Source organism: Clostridium sp. J1101437_171009_A5, assembly GCF_015547905.1.
Taxonomy (GTDB): Bacteria; Bacillota; Clostridia; order Oscillospirales; family Oscillospiraceae; genus Pseudoflavonifractor_A; species Pseudoflavonifractor_A gallinarum.
Window position 1 is genome coordinate 15,658 of the sequence record NZ_JADMVY010000014.1, and the last position, 20,438, is coordinate 36,095.

Sequence of the window (20,438 nt, forward strand, 5' to 3'; positions counted from 1 at the left end):
GCGCGGAACCCATTTGAATGCTTGATTCCCACGATTGAATAGAAAGGAACGATATCCATGAAAGTGATTTTGCAGCAGGATGTGAAGGGCCAGGGCAAGAAGGGCCAGATGATCGAGGCCAGCGACGGCTACGCCCGCAACTTCCTCCTTCCCAAAAAGCTGGCTGTGCCCGCCACCGCCGAGAACATCAACACCATGAAGCAGCAGGAGAAGGCCAAGCGCGCCCAGGAGGCCGCTGAGAAGGCTGAGGCCGAGGCCACTGCCCAGCGCCTCAAGGAGATTACCGTCCAGATCAAGGCCAAGGCCGGCAACGGCGGCCGCCTCTTCGGCGCGGTGACCTCCAAGGAGATCTCCGACGCCCTCAGCGAGCAGTTCGGCATCTCCATCCCCAAGGCCAAGATCGTCCAGGACGAGCCCATCAAGGCCTTCGGCGGCTACGACCTCAAGTGCAAGCTGGGCTATGAAGTGGTGGGCACCCTGAAGGTCATGGTGACCGAGGCCTGATCCCAGAGGTTTCATTCCAGAGGAGGTGACGCACATGGATGAGACCCTTCTGGTCCGGCAGATGCCCCACTCGGTGGAGGCCGAACAGTCTGTGCTGGGCTCCATGCTCATTGATGCCCGCTGCGTGCCCGAGGTGATCGAGTCCCTCAAGAGCGAGGACTTCTATCTCCGGCAGAACCGGGAGATCTATGAGACCATCTACTCCATGTTCAATTTCTCTCTGACCATCGATCCGGTCACCGTACTGGATCACATGAAGCAGAACGGCGTCTACGACGAGAACACCTCCCGCAATTATATCCTCCAGCTCATGGAGATCACGCCCACGGCGGCCAACGTCCGGGAGTATGTCTCCATCGTCAAGGACAAATCCCTCCTGCGGCGCATCGCGGAGACGGCGGGCGCCCTCACCGCCATGGTGCAGGAGGGGACCGGCACCGCCCAGGAGGTGCTGGAGGCCGCGGAGCAGCGCATCTATGCCATCCGGCAGGGCCGCTCCGCCCAGGGGCTGGAGCACATCTCCAGCGTCATCCTGAACGTCTATGAGCGCCTGGCCGAGCTGGCCGCCAACGACTCGGCGGTCCCCGGCCTCTCCACCGGCCTGCCCGATGTAGATATGGCCATCTCCGGCCTGAACAAGTCTGACCTCATTCTGCTGGCCGCCCGTCCCGGCATGGGCAAGACCTCCTTCGCGCTGAACATGCTCCTCCACGCGGGCAAGTTCTCCGGTAAGACCGTGGTCTTTTTCTCCCTGGAAATGAGCCGGGAGCAGCTGGCCATGCGCCTCATTTCGGGCGAGTCCTTTGTGGACAACAAGAAGCTGGTCACCGGCCGCCTGGGTGAGGAGGACTGGAGCCGCATTGCCGCGGCCTCCGCCGCCCTCAACAAGACCCAGATCCTCATTGACGACAACCCCTCCCTCAGCGTGGCCGACATGAATGCCAAGTGCCGCCGGGTGGATAATCTGGGTCTGGTGGTCATAGACTATCTCCAGCTTATGACCTCCGCCGGCGGCTCCACCCGCTCGGGCGACAACCGCCAGCAGATCGTCTCCGACATCTCCCGTGCCCTGAAGATCATGGCCAAGGAGCTCAATGTGCCGGTGGTCTGCCTCTCCCAGCTCTCCCGCGGACCGGAAAGCCGCTCCGACAAGCGCCCCATGCTCTCCGACCTGCGTGAGTCGGGCGCCATCGAGCAGGACGCTGACATCGTCATGTTCCTCTACCGGGACGACTACTACAACGAGGACAGCGAAAACCACAATCTGGCCGAGTGTATCATCGCCAAGAACCGCCACGGTGAGACCAAGACGGTGGAGCTCCAGTGGCTTCCCGAGTATACCACCTTCTCCTCCATCGACCGGCGGCATCAGGAGTATTAGACCCTATGACAGCTTCTCAACTGCCCGGCGGCTTTGCCGCCCTTACCCGCGAATACGCCATGCTTCCCCCGGGGGGACGCATTCTGTGCGCCGTATCGGGCGGCGCCGACTCCGTGTGCCTGCTCCACCTGCTCCGACGGCAGGCGGAGGAGCTGGGCTTCTCCCTCTTTGCCGCCCACTATGACCACCAGCTCCGGGGCGAAGAGTCCACACGGGACGCCTCTTTTGTGGAAAACCTCTGCCGGGAGTGGCAGATCCCCCTCACCCTGGGGCGGGGCGATGTGGCCGGAGAGGCCCGCCGCCGCCGCGCCGGTCTGGAGGAGACCGCCCGGGAAATGCGCTATGCCTTCCTGGAGGAGACTGCCCGTACCCTGGACTGCTCGCTCATTGCCACGGCCCACAACGCCGATGACAATGTGGAGACCGCCCTGCTCCACCTCATCCGGGGTGCTGGGCTTCAGGGCCTGTCCGGGATGGCGCCCCGGCGGGGCTCCCTGATTCGTCCCCTGTTGTCCACAGGGCGGGCTGAAATTGTGGAATACCTGCGCCAGGAGAACCTCCCCTATGTGGAGGACAGCTCCAACCAGGATATCACCTTTACCCGCAACCGCATCCGCCATGAGGTCCTCCCTCTCCTGCACCAAATCAACCCCCAGTTTTCCCAGCGCATGGGACAGACTCTGCGCTCCCTCCGGGCAGACCATGACTTTCTCACGGCCCAGGCCGCCCAGGTGGCCCAGAATGCCCGCTGGGCGGAGGATGATCTGGTCATCGAGGCACGCCACATTGCCCAGGCCCCCGATGCCATCGCCCCCCGCGCGGTGCGGTGGCTCCTCGGCATGCTGGGGGATGGGAGCGACGACTGTACCGCCGCCCACCTCAGCGCGGTGGTGGAGCTGGCCCGGGGAGAGGACCCCTCCGCGGTGATCTTTCTGCCCGGCGGAAAAATGGCCCAACGGGTCTACCGGGAGCTTTTGTTCACCACCCGTCAGCCCCCCCAGGCCCTGACCCCCGCGCCTCTGACGCTAGAGGGAGAGACCTGTCCGGCGGGGGCCCTGTGGGCCTGCCGGTGCCGCCAAACGGTCTGTCCGGCCCAGAGCCCGCCCGGCGTATATTACGTCGCCGCATTCCAGGGGACGCCGGTACTCCGTCCCCGCCAGACCGGAGACGAGATCCGCCTCCCCGGCCGGGACACAAAAACCATCAAAAAGCTGCTCATCGACCATAAATTCCCCCGGCGGGACCGGGACCGCCTCCCCGTCCTGGCCGACGAGGGCGGGGTAGTGGCCCTTGCGGGCTTTGGCCCCGAGGTCACCCGTCTGGCCCAGCCGGGCGAAGCGGCCTATGAAATCTCATTTTATCTCCCCTCCACACCTCACAAAACGGTATAGAGAGAAAGGATGCTAAATATGCTGGAACAAGATATTGATCGCGTGCTCTTTACGGAAGAACAGCTTCAGGCCCGGGTGGCGGAGATCGCCGCCCAGATCGACCGGGATTACGCCGGTAAGCAGCCCCTGCTGGTCAGCGTGCTGCGGGGCTCCTTCGTCTTCATGGCGGATCTGGTGCGCCGCATCACCCTGCCCTGCACGGTGGACTTTATGGCGGTCTCCTCCTACGGCAGCGGCACCACCAGCTCCGGTCAGGTCAAGATCGTCAAGGACCTGTCCGAGCAGATCGAGGGCAAGGATGTCATCGTGGTGGAGGACATCCTGGACAGCGGCAACACCCTGTCCTACCTCCTCAAGCTGCTGGAGGCCCGTCATCCCGCCTCCATCCGCCTGTGCACCCTGCTGGATAAGCCCGAGCGGCGCACCAAGCCCGTGGCGGTGCAGTACTCCGGCTTCACCATTCCCGATGAGTTCGTGGTGGGTTACGGACTGGACTACGATGAGAAGTACCGCAACCTGCCCTACATCGGCATTCTGAAGCCCCGTGTCTACGGGGGCGAATAAGTCCTTTTTCCGGCCCCGCGCGGCACAGCGTGGGGCCGGGCCACAGTCTAAGAGCGCGTTCCCCCGCGGGGGTACGCCGGGGGGAGTGTCCGTTTTTTGAATAAGAGAGGAAGTCTGCGCGACATTGGCTTTTCCCTGCTGGTGGTCGCCATCCTGCTGATGAGCATCTTCACCCTTCAGGGCGTGAACAGCCAGCCCGAGCTGACCTATGGCGACATCCGGCAGCTGCTGGTCCAGCAGAAGGTCTCGTCGGTGGACGTGCAGGGCAATAAGCTCATCCTGACGCTGAAGGATCCGTCTGAGTATGGCCGCAGTGTGATTACCCACAACCTGCCCAGCTTTGACACCTTCTATGAGGAATTCAACGATATGCTGGTCAGCCAGCACGAGGCCGGACTGCTGACCTACAACTATACCGGCGCCTTCCAGAAGCCCTGGTGGTTTGACGTATTCTCCTGGGTGGCCATCTTCGCGGTGTTCGGTATCCTCTGGTATGTGATGTTCCTCCGCCAGAACAGCGCCGGCGGGGGCGGCGGGGCCGACCGCACCGCCCGCTTTGGCCGGGCCCGCACCCGTACCAACGACGACCAGACCAAGCCCGTCACCTTTTCCGATGTGGCCGGTGCCAAGGAGGAAAAGGGAGAGCTCCAGGAGATCGTGGAGTTCCTGCGGGACCCCAAGCGCTTTTTGAGCCTGGGTGCCCGTATCCCCAAGGGCGTGCTGCTGGTGGGCCCTCCGGGCACCGGTAAGACCCTGCTGGCCAAGGCCGTGGCCGGTGAGGCCGGGGTCCACTTCCTGTCCATCTCGGGCTCTGACTTTGTGGAGCTCTATGTGGGCGTGGGCGCCAGCCGGGTCCGTGACCTCTTTGACCAGGCCAAAAAGAACGCCCCCGCCATCGTCTTTATCGACGAGATCGACGCGGTGGGCCGCCAGCGCGGCGCGGGTCTGGGCGGCGGACACGACGAGCGGGAGCAGACCCTCAACCAGCTTCTGGTGGAGATGGACGGTTTCGGCTCCAACGAGGGCGTGGTGGTCCTGGCCGCCACCAACCGCCAGGACATCCTGGACCCCGCCCTTCTGCGTCCCGGCCGCTTTGACCGGCAGATCTATGTGGGCCCGCCCGACGCCAAGGGCCGGGAGGAGATTCTCAAGGTCCACGCCCGCAACAAGCCTCTGGCCGAGGATGTGGATCTGAGTGAGCTGGCCAAGGGCACCGGCGGCTTTACCGGTGCAGACCTGGAGAACCTGATGAACGAGGCCGCTCTTCTGGCCGCCCGGCGGCATGAGCGGTTCATCGCCATGCGGGACCTGCGGGAGGCTGTCATCAAGGTGGTGGCCGGTCCGGAGAAGAAGAGCCGCGTGGTCATTGAGCGGGAGCGCAACCTCACCGCCTATCACGAGGCCGGTCACGCCATCGTCATCCACGAGCTGGAGACCCAGGACCCCGTCCACCAGATCACCATTATCCCCCGTGGCATGGCCGGCGGCATGACCATCTCCCTGCCCCAGGAGGATGTGTCCTTCCTCTCCCGGCAGACCCTGGCTGAGCGGATCGCCGTGTGCCTGGGCGGACGCTGCGCCGAGCAGCTGGCCCTGGGTGACATTTCCACCGGCGCCGGCAACGACCTTCAGAAGGCCACCGCCATTGCCCGCAACATGGTCACCCGTTACGGTATGAGTGAGAAGCTGGGCAACGTGGTCTTTGACTCGGGCCACGATGAGGTCTTTATCGGCCGCTCCATGGCCCAGACCAAGAACTACTCGGAGGAAGTGGCCGCCCTCATCGATTCGGAGGTCAAGGCCCTCATCGACGCGGCCTATGCCCGCTGTGAGGAGATCCTGTCGGCCCATCGCAGCGAGCTGGACCGCACCGCCCAGTATCTGCTGGAGTATGAGAACATGGACGCCAAGACCTTTGAGATGGTCTTTACCGGAGAGGATCCCCTGCCTCCCCCCGCGGACAGCTCCTCCAGCGGCGTGGACGCAGGTCCCGATCTGCTGCCCGAGGTGACCGGAGCAAAGCCCCGCAAATCGGCCGAAGTTCCGGCTCCCCAGTCGGACGCCTCCGAGGAATCGGACGGAGAGGAGTGATTTCGGTGGCACGTATCACCACCCGCCTGGGCGACATCACAAAGGTAAAGGCAGACGCCATTGTCAACGCCGCCAACCGCACCCTTCTGGGGGGCGGCGGCGTGGACGGAGCCATCCATGCCGCGGCCGGCCCAGAGCTTCTGGCGGAATGCCGTACACTGGGCGGCTGTGAGACCGGTGAGGCCAAGATCACCCGTGGATACCGCCTCCCCGCCTCCTATGTCATCCACACCCCCGGTCCCATCTGGAAGGGTGGAACCAACGGAGAGGATGCCCTGCTGGCGGCCAGCTATCGCAATTCCCTGGCCCTGGCGGTTGCCCATGGCTGCCGTACGGTGGCCTTCCCCTCCATCTCCACCGGCGTCTACCGCTTCCCGCTGGAGCGGGCGGCCGCCATCGCGGTGAAAACCGTGCACGCTTTTCTGGAAGAACACCCCTCCTCTCTGGAAGAGGTCTGTTTTGTATGCTTCCATCCGGAGGTCAAAGAGGCCTATGACCGGGCACTGGATTCCGCCTCCTTTTGACCCTCAAATCGCCCCTTCCGGTGAATTGCAGTCCTGCAAAATACAAGCACCCCCTGATGTAGTTTTTACCTACACAGGGGGTGCTTTTTTATAGTCTATTTTACCGATCCAGCGCTTTCTACTCATAGCTCCAGAGGTCACTTTATTCAAAATAGTAATAGCAAAAACGTGAATTATTGTATTTATAAAACAAGCTGTTCCTTAATTGACCGTCATACTTCCAAACGCTTATAATAGGTTTCCAGAACCAATCTACGAAATGGAGGCAGGACTGTGGATACATCTTATAAAAAAATCGTTCCTATTGTTACTTGTACGGCTCTGATTTTGGGACTAGCCGCACCGGCCGCCGCCGCGGAAGCAGATGCGCTCAGTGATGTGGTACCGGACCCTGTGCTTCGGGCCGTCATCAACCAGACCCTGAGTACCGAGGAGGCGCCCCGCGCGGACGACGCCCCCATTTCTGCGGAAGATATGAAACAATTGGTGGGCAGCGACGCCGCTGAAATCGACGCCGCAGAAGACGATGCACTCTTTGACATGAAGGGCCTCTGCTCCGACAATTTGGATTACCTGGAACAAGACCCTGTCTCTCTCAACCCCAGTCACGGTATCCACAGCCTGGAGGGAATGCAATACGCCGTCAACCTGAAGAGCCTGGATCTGAGTGAAAACTCCATTACCGATCTGTCCCCCCTGGCCGGGCTGGAGAACCTGACCTATCTGGAGCTGGACCGAAATAACATCACCGATCTTGCGCCCCTCAGCGGACTCACGGGTCTGGAGCATCTGAATCTGTACAACAACCTCATCTACGACATTACGCCCCTCTCCACGCTGGATCAGATAAACTGGTTTGATCTCCACTACGCCAACCGAGGCGCGGCTCACCTTCCCATCGATGCTCTGGCCGGTATGACTGCCCTGGAGTATATCAGCATCGAGAGCAATGATCTGGTGAACGAGGATATGGCCGCCCTTGCCGGGCTGCAAAACCTAAACTATATCAAGCTCAACGCCAATCACATCACCGATCTCACCGCCATCTCCTCCTATCTGGACGGAATCATGGCAGGGGATGCCTGCCGCATTGAGGCCAACAACCAGTCCCTTCCAGACTGGGAGCCGGCAGTGGTCCAGGCTCAGCCTTCAGGCGGTGATGTAACCCTCACGGTGCCCGCTGTCACCGGCATCGACGCACTCTACCGGGAGCCCTCCGATTGGAGCATCTCCCCCGCCATAGAGGCCGAGATGGACCAGGCGGCGGAGGGTGTGAGTGTCGATTTTCAGACCGACGACGACGGGTATCCGATCCCTGACCAGGCAACCTTTACCTTTGAAAACCGCACCTATGGCAGCGCTCTGCGGGAGCAGGGAGATCTTTGTCTCACCTATGCGGTGACTGCCATGGACTTTGAGACTTTTACCGAAACACTTCCCTTTGTCTACACCCTCTATCTGCCGGTGGAGCTGCGGCAGGATCCGCTCTACCAGGCTGAACTGTCCTGGGAGAGCAATTCCTCCTTCTCCATCATTGATACCGCTGCCGGTGCAGAGGCCTCCGCGCCCCTGACCATCCGCCTGAACGCCACTTCCGGTGACCCGGTAGAACTTTCCGAAGTCTCCTCCATCCAGTTCTTTGTCGCCGGAAAGGCCTATGATGCTCCCGTCGAGGGTCTAGAGGCCCAGAACATCACCGTTGATGGCAACACCATCTCCTTCCAGGTGGCTTTGACCCAGGAAGCACCTTTCTCCGGCGCACAGTATATTACCCCCGTGGTCGAGTATCTTCGTACCGGCAGTGACGCGCCCGAGACCATTCAGCGGGACACCCTTTCCTTCCACCTGTTTGCCGGCGATGCTTCGGCCTTCCAGATGGATGATGTCATCCAGTTTGACTCCGGTACCGCAGAAAACGGAAGCATCACTTCCCGTCCGGTGCGCCTCTCCATTCCCGGAGAGACCATCTCCTTTGTGGACCTTCGGGATGAGTTTGAAAATATACTTGCTTCCGGCAAGAAGCAGGAGGATGGCTCCTACTGCTTTACCGTAAAACAGGAAGATCTTGCGCAGATCGATCACTTCTTGATCTCTGCCGACCAGTTCCTCTATCCGGAGGTCCGTGGTGAGCTGGTCACGCCCCCCTCCGGCGGCGGGTCCTCCAGTGGCTCCGGCGACAAAACTCAGATCACAACAAACCCGGACGGTTCCACCACAACCACTGTGACCAGCCCCGACGGTACTGTCACGGAAACCACCAAGAAGCCGGACGGCTCTAAGGAAGTGGTCGAGACCACCAAGGACGGCAAGGTCACCACCACAACCACCGACACTGCCGGAACTAAGACTCAGGTCATTGTTCAGCCGGACGGCTCCAGCTCCACCACCGTAAAACATGCGGACGGTTCCTCCTCCGCTACATCCGTCCATGCGGATGGTATGGTAAAGAGCGAAGTGACACTCTCTGCCAAGGCCGTGGAGGCCCAGAAGGAAGCTGTACCGCTCCCCATGCCCGCCCTGTCCGCGACCTCCGACCGGGAGCAGGCCCCTGCCGTTACCGTAAAGCTGCCCGGCAATGCCGCTGTCCCGGTGGAAATCCCGGTATCCAATGTCACGGCCGGTACCGTTGCTGTGCTGGTAAAATCCGACGGCACGGAGGAAATCATCAAGCGCAGCCTGACCACTGAGGCCGGCGTGGCTGTGGCCCTCACCAATGGGGATACCGTCAAAATCGTAGAGAACAGCAAGCATTTCCTCGACGTAGACGCCTCTTATTGGGGGGCTGACGCAGTCGCCTTTGCCTCCAGCCGGGAGCTCTTCTCCGGCACCGGTAAGGAGACCTTCTCCCCTGACGCCCCCATGGATCGGGCCATGATCGTCACCGTTCTGGCCCGTCTGGAGGGTATCGATACCTCCGCGGGAGCGACCTGGTATGAAGCCGGCACCCAGTGGGCCACTGCAAATGGCATCTCCGATGGCTCCCATCTGGATGCAGTCCTCACCCGGGAGCAGCTGGCCGCAATGCTCTGGCGGTATGCAGGCAGCCCTGCCCCCCAGGGCACCCTCTCCGGCTTCCGTGATTGCGAGGATGTCAGCGTCTGGGCATCCGACGCCATGTCCTGGGCGGTCGATGCCGGCCTGATCTCCGGTACGGACTCCAGCACACTGGCCCCTCAGGGCAAGGCCACGCGTGCGCAGGTGGCCATGATGCTCATGCACTTTGTCGAATATATGGCTCCGTAAAGCGTACTTAGATCCGAAAAATCCCATAAAAAAAGAGAGACCGTTACAGAAATCTGTAACGGTCTCTTCTCGTTCTTCTCTTTATTTTGCCATAAAGCGGGAGAGGAATTCCCGGGTGCGATCCTGCTTGGGATGGGCAAAGAGCTCCTGAGGCTCTCCCTCTTCGCAGATGACGCCGTCGGCCATGAACACCACATGGTTGCTCACGTCCCGGGCAAAGGCCATCTCGTGGGTGACCACCAGCATGGTCATACCCTCATCCGCCAGGTCCCGCATGACCGAGAGCACCTCGCCCACCATCTCCGGGTCCAGGGCGGAGGTTGGCTCGTCAAAGAGCAGGACCTCGGGCTCCATGGCCAGGGCACGGGCAATGGCCACGCGCTGCTTCTGGCCGCCGGAAATCTGGCGGGGCTTGGCATGGACATAGGGATCCATGCCCACCTTCTTGAGGTACTTCATGGCGTTGGCCTTGGCCTCTTCCCGGCTCTTCTTGAGCACCTTGGTCTGGCCCACCATGCAGTTCTCCAGCACGGTCATATTGTTGAAAAGGTTAAAGGACTGGAACACCATGCCCACCTTAGTCCGGTAGGCGGGGGCGTTCACACCCCGTCCGGTAATATCCTTTCCGTGGAAGAGGATCTCTCCGGCGCTGGGGGTCTCCAGCAGATTGATGCACCGCAGCAGGGTGGACTTACCCGAGCCGGAGGCGCCGATGATGCTGGTCACGTCACCGGGGCGGACCGTAAAGTCGATGTCCCGGAGCACCTGATGCTTTCCAAAGGCCTTGGAGAGGTGCTTGACCTCCAGAATGGCTTCCATACTCATATCAGCGATCCCCCCTGTTCCGTCCAAACTTGAGCTCCTGCTCGACGCGCTCCCGCTGCTCCTTGCTCCGCTCGTCAAAGGGGCTGCCCTTGGCGGGATGATTGTAGGTGCCCGCCGTCATGGTGAGGGAGTCGGTCTGCACCAGCTCATAGTTGTCCGAGCCGTCCAGGACCTTCTCCAACAGCCGCAGCAGGGCGGAGGCAATCAGGGTCATGGTGAGATAGGCGATCATCTCAATGGCAGCGGAGGGGAAGTACATCAGATTCACGCCAGTAATATACCGGTGGGCGGCAAAGAGCTCGGTAAATCCGATGATGAACATCACGGAGGTGTCCTTGATGTTGATGATGAAGTTGTTGCCGATCTGGGGCAGGATATTGCGGAAGGCCTGGGGCAGGATCACGTGGAGCATGGTCTGCACATGGGTCATGCCGATGGCCTTGGCGCCCTCGGTCTGGCCTGGGTCGATGGAGAGGATACCGCCCCGCACCGACTCGGCCATATAGGCGCCCGTGTTGATGGACACGATCAGGATGGCCGCGCTCCAGATGTTGTCAAAGCGCATGGTGTTGTTGGAGAAATAGGGCAGGCCATAGTAGATGAACACCGACTGGAGCACCATGGGCGTACCCCGGAATACCTCTACATATATCCGTACCAGGATGCGCACCAGCCGCAGCAGCACCCGCTTGGGCATGGGATCATGGGGACTGCACGGAATCGTATTGAGAATGCCGCAGGCCAGACCGATGACACAGCCGATCACCGTGGCGATGATGGCCAGGGCGAGGGTGTTGCCCAGACCGCTCAGGTACTGTTTCCAATAGGCCCCCAGCAAAAGGGCCACATCCTGGCCCAGCTGCATAAAACGTTCCATATATTAAACCTCAGGCTGCACGGCGATGGCCTGGTCCATGATGGTGTTGAAGTCATCCTCGGTCATGGTGGAGAGCACGCTGTTCATCGCGTCCAGCAGCTCGGTGTTGCCCTTGGCCACGGACATGCCGATGTTGACGTTCTCGGCCCGCTCCTCCTCGCTGGCGAACTGGAAGTCGCCCTCGGTGCCGGCGAAGTTAAGGACCACCAGGTTCTCGTCCTTGGCCACGGCGCCGTTGGCGGTGGGCAGGTCGGTGACCACAAAGTCCACGGTGCCGGTCTGGAGCTGCATCACCATGGCGGGGGCAGTCTCCGCGGCGGGCTGGATCTGGGCGTCGGGGATCTGGGGCAGGCAGGTGTCATACCAGATGGTGCCGGTCTGAGCAGTGCCCTTGCCGCCGGCCAGATCGGCAATGCCCTGGGCGGAGGCGTAGGTGCTGTCCTTGGTGGTCAGGCACACGATCTGCGCATAGTAGTAGGGACCAGCCATATCCACCTGGGCCATCCGGTCGGCGGTCATGGACTGACCGGCGATGGCCACGTCGATGGTGCCGCTCTGGAGGGAGGGGGTCAGGGAGTCCCAGGCAGTGGAGACCACTTCCAGCTCCCAGCCGTTCTCCTCACAGATCTTCTGGGCGATCATCACGTCATAGCCGTTGGCATAGCTGCCAGGGACGTTCTTGATGGGCACGGCGCCGTTGGAGTCGTCCATCTGGGTCCAGTTATAGGGGGCGTAGGCGCACTCCATACCCACGGTGAGGACACCGTCCTCCACACCGGAACCGGCAGCAGCGCTCACCGGAGCAGAGGCCTGGGGTGCAGAGGACTGGGTGGGGGTGCCGCCGCAGGCGGTCAGGGTCAGCGCCAGCGCGGCGCTCAGGGACAGGGCAGTGACAGTCTTTCTCATGTTTGGTTCCTCCAGTCAGTTTGTTTTGCGTCTTTTCCGGATAAGAAAAAACGCCACGAACCTTCCTGGTGGAAGCGTTCATGGCGACAAAATGCATCAGACGGCGAAACTTATGATGCCCTCTTGTCTCAACGATAGCGCTCCACACAGATGATGTGGCAGTCCGTGAGATCTTCTCCCAACGGCCCAGGTTACCGGCCCCCAGGCAAAGGTCCGGCCCTTCGGCGAAACGCCCTTTCTCCGGCGGGGTGCTCTGCCCGTGGATACCGGATACTCTTGCTGTTTCGCGCCTCTATCCTTGCAGCGGGGTTACCCCGCGACAATTGGTTCTTGGGCTGTATTTTACACCCCGAAATTGTCTCTGTCAAGCCCCTCTTTTTCTCTTTTTTGCCCCCATTTCTCCATAATTCGGTATTTATTGGTATGTTTTTGGGAAAGCGTCCCGTTCCTTTGTCACTTTAACGCATAACACTCCTGTTCTGTATCGGTTTTTTGGATATGTTGTCCATCCACAGCGGACGGTCCGTGCTCCCGGCGGCAGAAATATCCCTGGGGCCGGGAACACACGGGACATCGGGCCGGGGCCCCCCGGCTCCACAGGACATGGCCGCACTCCAGACAGACCCACTCTACCGGTTCCTCTGCCACAAAGAGGCATCCGTCCTCCAGCGCCTGGGCCAGACGGTCAAAGGTCTCCCCGTGGAGGCCCTCCGCCCCCGCCACGGCGGCAAAGAGGGCCCCCGCCTCCGGACAGCCCTCCCTCCGGGCCGCCTCGGCCCACCGGGTATAGGGGCGCTGAAATTCCTCCCGCTCACTCTGCCCCGCCTCCCGGAGCATAGCCGAAATCCCCCCGCCTCCACTTACAGCACAGCAGCCCTCCAGCGGCAGGATCTGCCCGGCACAGGGGGCCAGGAGACGGTAAAAGGCCCTGGCATGGACCTCCTCCTGGGCAGCTGCGGCGGCAAAGCACCGCCGTACCACCTCCAGGCCTCCCTGCTCGGCCTGAAGGGCGGCAAAGGCATAGCGGCTGTGGGCCTGACTCTCCATAAAAAAGGCCTGCATCAGATGATGCCTGGTCTCACTGTCTGTCCATTCCATGGTAATCACTCCTTGTTTTAGGCTGCCTCCAGTATCCCCCTTCCCTCCACCCCTTATACCCCCATGCACACCATGTTTTTCCATTGACAAAACATCTGTTCGATGCTAATATGTTCGTACATCAGTTCTATTTTGGAGGGATTCCTGTGGAGCTTATGGACAAACTGACCATCCTGGCCGATGCGGCCAAATATGACGCCGCCTGCACCTCCAGCGGGCTGAGCCGGGGCGGCCGCCCCGGGAAGCTGGGCAGTACCATGGCGTCGGGCTGCTGTCACTCCTTTTCGGCGGACGGACGGTGCATCTCCCTGCTCAAGGTGCTCCTGACCAATGTCTGCGCCTACGACTGTCAATACTGCGTGAACCGCCGCTCCAACGACGTGCCACGGGCCTCCTTTACGCCCCGGGAGCTGTGCGAGCTCACCATAGGCTTTTACCGGCGCAACTACATCGAGGGGCTCTTTCTCTCCTCAGCCGTGCTCCGGGATGCGGACTATACCACCGAGCGCATGATCGAGACCCTTACCCTGCTGCGGCGGGAGTACGGCTTTGGCGGGTATATTCACGCCAAGGCCATTCCGGGGGCCGACCCTTTGCTCACCCACCGGCTGGGCCTGCTCTCCGACCGGCTGAGTGTGAACATCGAGCTTCCCTCTGAGCAAAGTCTGGCCCTTTTGGCCCCGGACAAGGCCAAGACGGCCATCCTCTCCCCCATGGCCCAGATCCGGGATTCCATCGCCCACTCTCGCCAGGAGCTGACGCAGTACCGGGGAGCGCCCCGGTTTGCCCCGGCCGGCCAGTCCACCCAGATGATCATCGGCGCCACCCCGGAGAGCGACCGGCACATCCTCTCCCTCACCCAGGGTCTGTACGACCGCTATCAGCTCAAGCGGGTCTTTTACTCGGCCTATATGCCTGTGTCCAACAGCCGCCTTCTCCCCGCTCCCCAGAGCTTTCGCCCGCCCCTGCTGCGGGAACACCGGCTCTACCAGGCCGACTGGCTGCTGCGCTTCTATCACTTCCGGGTGGAGGAGCTGCTGGACGAGTCTCATCCCGACCTGGACCCCAGAGTAGACCCCAAGTGTACCTGGGCCCTGCGGCACATGGACTTTTTCCCGGTGGAGGTCCGCACCGCCGACTATGAGGCCCTCCTCCGGGTGCCCGGAGTGGGCGTGAAGAGCGCCCGGCGGATCCTGACTGCCCGGCGGGCAGGCCCTCTCTCCTTTGAGGGCCTGAAGCGGCTGGGCGTGGTGCTGAAGCGGGCCCAGTATTTCCTCACCTGCGGGGGAAAGATGCTGGATGGACTGCGGGTGCGGCCCGACCGGATTTTGGGCCATCTGGCCGCCCAGGAGCGCCCGATGCTGCTCCAGACCATGCCGGAGCAGCTCTCCCTCTTCGACCCTGTCACGTGATCTCTGGAGGTGTATGTCATGTCCTGGACTCAGGTATCCTATACCTATGACGGCAGCTTTTCCGGCTTCCTGACCTGTGTCTATGAGAGCTACCGCCACAAGGAGGCCCCCGCCGCCTTCTCCACACCGGAGGACCCCCGGATCTCCCTCTATCCCGAACGGCCGGTGAAGAGCGATCCGGCCAAGGCCCGACAGGTCTATCTCTCCCTGGCCCGCAAGATCTCTCCCTCCGCCCGGGAGCTGGTCACCCTGGGCTTTCTCACCTGCGCGGAGGAACGGGAACTGCTGCTGTGGAACTACATCTGGTACGGCTATGCCCGGGGACGGGCCGCCGGGTACGATTTGAGCGATCCCCGGGTGGCCGCGCTGGAAAAGGCGGTGCGCCACCTGCGCAACGAGGTGCACCTGTTCAAGGGCTTCCTCCGCTTCTCCGATCTGGACGGCGTCCTGGCCGGGGAGATCGAGCCCAAAAACCGGGTGCTCCCCCTTCTGCGCCCCCACTTCTGCGCCCGGTATCCGGACGAGGATTTCCTCATCTACGACCGTACCCACCGGGAGGCCCTCTTTCACCAGAAGGGCAGCTGGGCCATCCTGCCCCTGGAGCAGTTCACCCTGGGGGAGGCCAAAGAGGAAGAGCGGGGCTACCGGGCCCTCTGGCGGCGGTTCTATACGACGATCTCCATTGAGGGACGGGAAAATCCCCGCTGCCGTATGAGCCATATGCCAAAGCGTTACTGGAATACCATGACGGAATTTCAGGAGGATGAGCCCGTTCCCGCCGGCCGGCCGGTCTCTCCCCCTCCCCTGTCCCTTCCCACCTGAATCGAAAAAACAACGCCGCAGCACTTTTAAGGGTGCTGCGGCGTTGTCCGCGTGTTAGGACGGGGATTGCTCCTCCCCTTTGAAATTACCGTTAAAATCCCGGTGGAACCAGGGGGAGAGCCGCCCCCCATTCCGGACATACCGCCGGAATTCCAGCCATTTCTCTGCGGCGGTTTCACTCTCGCCCTGCAAAATATCGATCAGTGCGCGGCAGAAGGTCTCCCGCTCCGGCAGATAGGAGGACGGGAGGATCACCCCCTCCAGACTCCGGCAGGCCGGGAGGAGCGCCACCATCCGGTTGGCCGTCACTCCCAGACGGGTCCCATGTCCCCGGGCAAAGATAAGGCTGTCCCGCCGCATGGCGGCATAGCCTCGGCGCACCTCGGCGGCTCCCGCCCACAGATAGGCCCGCTCCGCCGCGGCAAATACCGCCTCCTCCCGAATGGGGGGAAGATAGACCTGTCCCCGGGCAGGCAGTCCCCGGTTCTCCATCAGACTGCGGTCCAGCTCGGCCTCCACTGCCAGGTGAGCCACCGTCCCCTCCGCCGCCCGGGCATTCACATAGGGGTGACAGGCGGCATCCAGCGCAAAATGACACAGGAATCCGGCGGCATATCCCTCCGCCTCGGGTATGCCGCTCCCCAGTGCCCGGGCCAGGCGGGCAAATACCGGTGCCGCGCTCTCGTGGTGCATCTCCAGGCCCTCCCGGCGGGCTGCGTTGGGCAGCACAGGTCGGTAAAAAAACAGCGGGTCGGGTCCCAGGCACCCCAGATTAAAGGCCTCCCGCTGTGCCCGAATGGGCGCGGCAGCCTCTTCCGGCAGCTGTTTGAGCATTTTCGCTCCAAAAAGCAGGTGTGCAAAATAATTGGGCATGGAACATCCGTCCTTCCAGACTGGCTTCTCTCTGTTTTTTAGCATAGCACAATCTCTTCCGCCGGGAAAGTGGAAATCTCCACCCGTTTATGCCGGTGGATCGGGTTCTTTTTGGTTGGTTAGCCCTAGGATATCGTCCATATCCCATGTGTCATTCCCACTTGGCCGAAAGAGCCATGAAAATATGCGGCGAATTGTCAAGAAGACAATTCGCCGCACGTTTTTCTTTATAAAAGAAGAGTACGCTGTCTTTAGCCGCCCAGGTACGCCTTCTTAACCGCCTCATCCTCCAGCAGCTGCTCGCCGGTACCGGTGGCGACTACCTTTCCGGTCTCCAGCACATAGCCGCGGTGGGCAATGGAGAGGGCCATCTGCGCATTCTGCTCCACCAGCAGGATGGTGGTGCCCGCCCGGTTGAGCTCCTGGATGATGTCAAAGATCTGCTCCACCAGGATGGGGGCCAGGCCCATGGAGGGCTCATCCAGCATGAGGAGCTTGGGCTTGGACATCATGGCCCGGCCCATGGCCAGCATCTGCTGCTCGCCGCCGGAGAGGGTCCCCGCCACCTGCTTGCGCCGCTCCTTCAGCCGGGGGAAGCGCTGGTAGATGTCGGCGATCCCGTCGGCAATCTCGCTGTTGGGACGGGTATAGGCACCCATCTCCAGATTCTCCTCCACGCTCATCTGGAGGAATACCCGGCGTCCCTCCGGCACATGGGCCAGACCCAGAGAGACCACCTTGTGGGGCGGAATGCCCGCCAGGCTCTTCCCCATGAACTCAATGGAGCCGGTGTGGGAGTGGAGCAGGCCGGACACCGTCTGAAGGGTGGTGGACTTGCCTGCGCCGTTGGCTCCGATGAGGGTGACGATCTCACCGTCGTTGACCTCAAAGGACACATTCTTGATGGCGTGGATGGCGCCATAATAGACATTGATGTTCTCTACCTTCAGCATGGCGTCATCCCTCCTTCTTCTGGCTGCCCAGATAGGCCTCAATGACCCTGGGATTGTTCTGGATCTCCTCCGGGGTACCCTTGGCGATGACCTGCCCGAAGTTGAGCACACAGATGCCCTCGCAGATGCCCATGACCAGGTTCATATCGTGCTCGATGAGCATGATGGCGATCTGGAAGGTATCCCGGATCTTGAGGATGTTCTCCATCAGGTCGGCCGTCTCAGAGGGGTTCATGCCCGCCGCCGGCTCGTCCAGGAGCAGCAGGCTGGGATTGGTGGCCAGGGCCCGGACGATCTCCAGCCGGCGCTGGGCGCCGTAAGGCAGGGAGCCCGCCTGGTGGTTGGCCAGTCCCTCCATATCAAAGAGGTGGAGCAGCTCCATAGCGCTCTCATGGGCCAGCTTCTCCTTCTTCCAGTAGCCCGGCATACGGAACACGCCGCTCCACATGGGATAGCGGATCTGGTTGTGCAGGCCGATCTTTACATTGTCCTCCACGCTCAGCTTGTCAAAGAGGCGGATGTTCTGGAAGGTACGGGCGATGCCCGCACGGTTGACCTGGACGGTGTTCATGCCGTGGGTGTCCTTGCCATCGATGAGGATGGTGCCCCGGGTGGGCTGGTACACCTTGGTCAGCAGGTTAAAGACGGTGGTCTTGCCCGCACCGTTGGGGCCGATGAGTCCGGCGATCTCGGTCCGGCCCACCGTGAGATTGAAGTCATTGACGGCGGTCAGTCCGCCGAAATCGATGCCCAGATGGCTGCACTCCAGGATGGGGGCCTTATCGACGTCCCGCTCCGGCACGATGGAGTGGCTGGGCACAGGCACCATCTTGGTGGCCTGTCGCTTTTCCAGTCGGCTCATTTCGCCGCCCCCTTTCTGCTCATCTTACCATCCTCCTGCGCTCCATGCAGCTTCTCGGCAAAGAACTGGCGGATCGTGGCGTTGTTGGTGGCGATCATCACCAGGATGAGGACCACCGCGTAGATGAGCATCCGGTACTCGCCCACCGCACGGAGCATCTCGGGCAGCACGGTGAGCACTGCGGCGGCAATGATGGAGCCGCGGATGTTGCCCATACCGCCCAGGACCACAAAGACCAGCACCAGGATGGAGGTATTGAAGTCAAATTTCTTGGCGGCGATGGAGCCGTAATTCATGGCGTACAGAGCGCCGGCCGCACCCGCCAGCACCGCGGAGGTGACAAAGGCCATGAGCTTATACTTGGTGGCGCCGATGCCCACGCTCTCGGCGGCGATGCGGTTGTCCCGCAGGGCCATGATGGCCCGGCCCGCCCGGCTGTGGATCAGGTTGAGCACCACCACCAGGGAGACGATGACCAGCAGGAAGCCGGCGGTGAAGGTGGCAAGCTTGGCGTATCCGGTGGCTCCCATGGGCCCCTTGATGACCGCCGTGCCTCCCTCGGCCAGGTTGAGGGCCATCTCACTGGTGACCGAGAAATGCAGGCCGTTACCGTCCACGCCGATATAGAGGCAGTTGATGATATTTTTGATGATCTCGCCGAAGGCCAGGGTCACGATGGCCAGATAGTCGCCCCGCAGACGGAGCACCGGCACGCCCACGATGATTCCGGCGATCCCCGCAAACACCGCGCCGATGAGCATGCACACAAAGAGGCGGGCGGGACCCAGGGGGATGAGGTCCTGAAGGGCCACCGAGGCCACTACGCCGGAGAAGGCACCCACGCTCATAAAGCCGGCGTGGCCCAGGCTCAGTTCGCCCGAGACGCCCACCACCAGGTTCAGGGAAACCGCCATGACCACATAGCAGCAGATGGGGACCAGCTGTCCCTTGAGGGAGCTGGAAAGGCCGCCGCCGGCCTGAATAAACTGGACCACCAGGAAGGCGATCACCACGATACCATAGGTGATCAGATTGTCCAGCAGTCTTTTGTTCTTGCGCGCAGAGAGTTGTTTCATGGCGTCCACCTCAAACTTTCTCGCTGATCTTCTTGCCCAGCAGACCGGTGGGCTTGACCAGAAGCACCACGATAAGCACGGCAAAGACCACCGCGTCGGAGAGCTGAGTGGAGATATAGGCCTTACCGAAGATCTCAATGACCCCCAGCAGGATGCCGCCCAGCAGGGCGCCCGGGATGGAGCCGATCCCGCCGAACACGGCGGCGGTAAAGGCCTTGATGCCGGGCATGGAGCCGGTGGTGGGCATCAGGGTGGGATAGGTGGAGCAGAGCAGTACGCCTGCAATGGCCGCCAGGGCGGAGCCGATGGCAAAGGTCATGGAGATGGTAAAGTTCACATCGATCCCCATGAGCTGGGCCGCCCCCTTATCCTCCGAGCAGGCCCGCATGGCCTTGCCCAGCTTGGTGTTGCCGGTGAAGGCGGTGAGGGCGATCATGATGATCACGCAGGCCAGCACGGTGACCAGCGTCACATAGGACACCGAGATCTGACCACCCAGGAGAGAGACACTGCCCGTGGGCACCACGGAGCGGAAGGATTTGGGATCGGAGCCCCAGAGCTGGAGGGCCATATTCTGTAAAAAGTAGCTCACGCCGATGGCGGTGATGAGCACCGCCAGAGAGGGCGCCTGGCGCAGCGGTTTATAGGCCAGGCGCTCAATGACCACACCCAGGACCGTACATACCACCATTGCCAGCAGGACCCCCACCACCGGCGGCAATCCAAAGGAGCCGGTGGCAAAGAAGCAGACATACGCGCCCACCATGATGACGTCACCATGGGCAAAGTTGAGCATCTTGGCGATGCCGTAGACCATGGTGTAGCCCAGGGCAATAATGGCGTAGATACTGCCCAGGCTGATGCCGTTGATCAGGTTGTTGAGGAACCCCAGTAACATACCACACACCTCAATATCTTAGGTCTCCTTATCCAGGGGAAAATGCCGCGGCGCCGGGACAGTGTCCACGGCGCTTTCCCCCCGATAAGGGAGGAGGGCTGCCGGGCGCTCCGGCAGCCCTCCCTTACTTATTCTTCC

General features: G+C 61.6%; 18 protein-coding genes and 1 riboswitch. Of the genes, 9 read left to right on the plus strand and 9 right to left on the minus strand.

All coding sequences use genetic code 11. From position 1 onward, the window contains the following. Positions 1–57 precede the first annotated feature (57 nt). The 7 genes from rplI (at position 58) to I2C21_RS15235 (ending at position 9,698) form a co-directional block, all read left to right on the plus strand. On the plus strand, positions 58–504 hold the full coding sequence (gene rplI, locus I2C21_RS15205; protein ID WP_101690999.1) for a 50S ribosomal protein L9: 447 nt from the start codon (positions 58–60) through the stop codon (positions 502–504). A gap of 34 nt (positions 505–538) precedes the next feature. Further along, a complete protein-coding gene (dnaB, locus tag I2C21_RS15210; RefSeq protein ID WP_101690998.1) occupies positions 539–1,885 on the plus strand; it encodes a replicative DNA helicase in 1,347 nt (448 codons plus the stop codon). Positions 1,886–1,890: 5 nt separating this feature from the next. Then, positions 1,891–3,276 (plus strand): tRNA lysidine(34) synthetase TilS, encoded by a 1,386-nt coding sequence (gene tilS, locus I2C21_RS15215; protein ID WP_195279666.1) that lies wholly within the window; start codon positions 1,891–1,893, stop codon positions 3,274–3,276. A gap of 18 nt (positions 3,277–3,294) precedes the next feature. Continuing rightward, positions 3,295–3,840 carry a hypoxanthine phosphoribosyltransferase gene (hpt, locus tag I2C21_RS15220; protein WP_180956676.1) on the plus strand — a complete coding sequence of 182 codons (546 nt, stop codon included), beginning with the start codon at positions 3,295–3,297 and terminating at the stop codon, positions 3,838–3,840. A gap of 96 nt (positions 3,841–3,936) precedes the next feature. Further along, a complete protein-coding gene (gene ftsH, locus I2C21_RS15225; protein ID WP_207730504.1) occupies positions 3,937–5,931 on the plus strand; it encodes an ATP-dependent zinc metalloprotease FtsH in 1,995 nt (664 codons plus the stop codon). 5 nt (positions 5,932–5,936) lie between these two features. Continuing rightward, on the plus strand, positions 5,937–6,455 hold the full coding sequence (locus I2C21_RS15230; RefSeq protein ID WP_101690995.1) for an O-acetyl-ADP-ribose deacetylase: 519 nt from the start codon (positions 5,937–5,939) through the stop codon (positions 6,453–6,455). 327 nt (positions 6,456–6,782) lie between these two features. Further along, a complete protein-coding gene (locus I2C21_RS15235) occupies positions 6,783–9,698 on the plus strand; it encodes an S-layer homology domain-containing protein (RefSeq protein WP_195279667.1) in 2,916 nt (971 codons plus the stop codon). Between the two features lie 81 nt (positions 9,699–9,779). Here I2C21_RS15235 and I2C21_RS15240 read toward each other — a convergent pair whose 3' ends face one another. The 4 genes from I2C21_RS15240 to I2C21_RS15255 all read right to left on the minus strand — a co-directional run bounded on the left by I2C21_RS15240 (position 9,780) and on the right by I2C21_RS15255 (position 13,404). Continuing rightward, a complete protein-coding gene (locus I2C21_RS15240; RefSeq protein WP_180956683.1) occupies positions 9,780–10,517 on the minus strand; it encodes an amino acid ABC transporter ATP-binding protein in 738 nt (245 codons plus the stop codon). A gap of 7 nt (positions 10,518–10,524) precedes the next feature. After that, positions 10,525–11,400, minus strand: coding sequence for an amino acid ABC transporter permease (locus I2C21_RS15245; protein ID WP_193538932.1), 876 nt, complete (start codon positions 11,398–11,400; stop codon positions 10,525–10,527). A 3-nt stretch (positions 11,401–11,403) separates the two neighbouring features. Beyond that, positions 11,404–12,306 carry a transporter substrate-binding domain-containing protein gene (locus I2C21_RS15250; protein ID WP_186964013.1) on the minus strand — a complete coding sequence of 301 codons (903 nt, stop codon included), beginning with the start codon at positions 12,304–12,306 and terminating at the stop codon, positions 11,404–11,406. A 127-nt stretch (positions 12,307–12,433) separates the two neighbouring features. Further along, a riboswitch (Lysine riboswitch) is annotated at positions 12,434–12,609 on the minus strand. A gap of 150 nt (positions 12,610–12,759) precedes the next feature. Continuing rightward, positions 12,760–13,404 carry a rubrerythrin family protein gene (locus tag I2C21_RS15255; RefSeq protein WP_195279668.1) on the minus strand — a complete coding sequence of 215 codons (645 nt, stop codon included), beginning with the start codon at positions 13,402–13,404 and terminating at the stop codon, positions 12,760–12,762. 146 nt (positions 13,405–13,550) lie between these two features. On the opposite strand from I2C21_RS15255, the gene I2C21_RS15260 reads away from it, so the two are divergent. Together I2C21_RS15260 and I2C21_RS15265 are read left to right on the plus strand one after the other, a co-directional pair. Next, positions 13,551–14,816, plus strand: coding sequence for a putative DNA modification/repair radical SAM protein (locus I2C21_RS15260; protein ID WP_193538928.1), 1,266 nt, complete (start codon positions 13,551–13,553; stop codon positions 14,814–14,816). An 18-nt stretch (positions 14,817–14,834) separates the two neighbouring features. Continuing rightward, positions 14,835–15,638 (plus strand): TIGR03915 family putative DNA repair protein, encoded by an 804-nt coding sequence (locus I2C21_RS15265; RefSeq protein ID WP_195279669.1) that lies wholly within the window; start codon positions 14,835–14,837, stop codon positions 15,636–15,638. Positions 15,639–15,692: 54 nt separating this feature from the next. Here I2C21_RS15265 and I2C21_RS15270 read toward each other — a convergent pair whose 3' ends face one another. From I2C21_RS15270 to I2C21_RS15290, 5 genes are all read right to left on the minus strand, one after another. Further along, complete coding sequence (locus I2C21_RS15270) at positions 15,693–16,511, minus strand: zinc dependent phospholipase C family protein (protein WP_180956675.1); 819 nt, start codon at positions 16,509–16,511, stop codon at positions 15,693–15,695. Positions 16,512–16,762: 251 nt separating this feature from the next. After that, positions 16,763–17,464 (minus strand): ABC transporter ATP-binding protein, encoded by a 702-nt coding sequence (locus I2C21_RS15275; RefSeq protein WP_101690986.1) that lies wholly within the window; start codon positions 17,462–17,464, stop codon positions 16,763–16,765. 4 nt (positions 17,465–17,468) lie between these two features. After that, positions 17,469–18,293, minus strand: coding sequence for an ABC transporter ATP-binding protein (locus I2C21_RS15280; protein WP_390453520.1), 825 nt, complete (start codon positions 18,291–18,293; stop codon positions 17,469–17,471). 29 nt (positions 18,294–18,322) lie between these two features. Continuing rightward, entirely contained in the window at positions 18,323–19,402 is a 1,080-nt protein-coding gene (locus tag I2C21_RS15285; RefSeq protein WP_101691092.1) for a branched-chain amino acid ABC transporter permease, read from the minus strand. A 10-nt stretch (positions 19,403–19,412) separates the two neighbouring features. After that, positions 19,413–20,294, minus strand: a complete 882-nt coding sequence (locus tag I2C21_RS15290; RefSeq protein ID WP_101691091.1) for a branched-chain amino acid ABC transporter permease — start codon at positions 20,292–20,294, stop codon at positions 19,413–19,415. Between the last annotated feature and the right edge of the window lie 144 nt (positions 20,295–20,438).

What these genes read in the sequence shown, in the direction of transcription:
- rplI (WP_101690999.1), top strand. Translation starts at nt 58, where the DNA reads ATGAAAGTGATTTTGCAGCAGGATGTGAAGGGCCAGGGCAAGAAGGGC.
- I2C21_RS15285 (WP_101691092.1), bottom strand. Translation starts at nt 19,402, where the DNA reads ATGAAACAACTCTCTGCGCGCAAGAACAAAAGACTGCTGGACAATCTG.
- I2C21_RS15245 (WP_193538932.1), bottom strand. Translation starts at nt 11,400, where the DNA reads ATGGAACGTTTTATGCAGCTGGGCCAGGATGTGGCCCTTTTGCTGGGG.
- I2C21_RS15270 (WP_180956675.1), bottom strand. Translation starts at nt 16,511, where the DNA reads ATGCCCAATTATTTTGCACACCTGCTTTTTGGAGCGAAAATGCTCAAA.
- I2C21_RS15240 (WP_180956683.1), bottom strand. Translation starts at nt 10,517, where the DNA reads ATGGAAGCCATTCTGGAGGTCAAGCACCTCTCCAAGGCCTTTGGAAAG.
- I2C21_RS15280 (WP_390453520.1), bottom strand. Translation starts at nt 18,293, where the DNA reads ATGGTGCCTGTGCCCAGCCACTCCATCGTGCCGGAGCGGGACGTCGAT.
- tilS (WP_195279666.1), top strand. Translation starts at nt 1,891, where the DNA reads ATGACAGCTTCTCAACTGCCCGGCGGCTTTGCCGCCCTTACCCGCGAA.
- I2C21_RS15250 (WP_186964013.1), bottom strand. Translation starts at nt 12,306, where the DNA reads ATGAGAAAGACTGTCACTGCCCTGTCCCTGAGCGCCGCGCTGGCGCTG.
- I2C21_RS15265 (WP_195279669.1), top strand. Translation starts at nt 14,835, where the DNA reads ATGTCCTGGACTCAGGTATCCTATACCTATGACGGCAGCTTTTCCGGC.
- hpt (WP_180956676.1), top strand. Translation starts at nt 3,295, where the DNA reads ATGCTGGAACAAGATATTGATCGCGTGCTCTTTACGGAAGAACAGCTT.
- dnaB (WP_101690998.1), top strand. Translation starts at nt 539, where the DNA reads ATGGATGAGACCCTTCTGGTCCGGCAGATGCCCCACTCGGTGGAGGCC.
- I2C21_RS15255 (WP_195279668.1), bottom strand. Translation starts at nt 13,404, where the DNA reads ATGGAATGGACAGACAGTGAGACCAGGCATCATCTGATGCAGGCCTTT.
- I2C21_RS15275 (WP_101690986.1), bottom strand. Translation starts at nt 17,464, where the DNA reads ATGCTGAAGGTAGAGAACATCAATGTCTATTATGGCGCCATCCACGCC.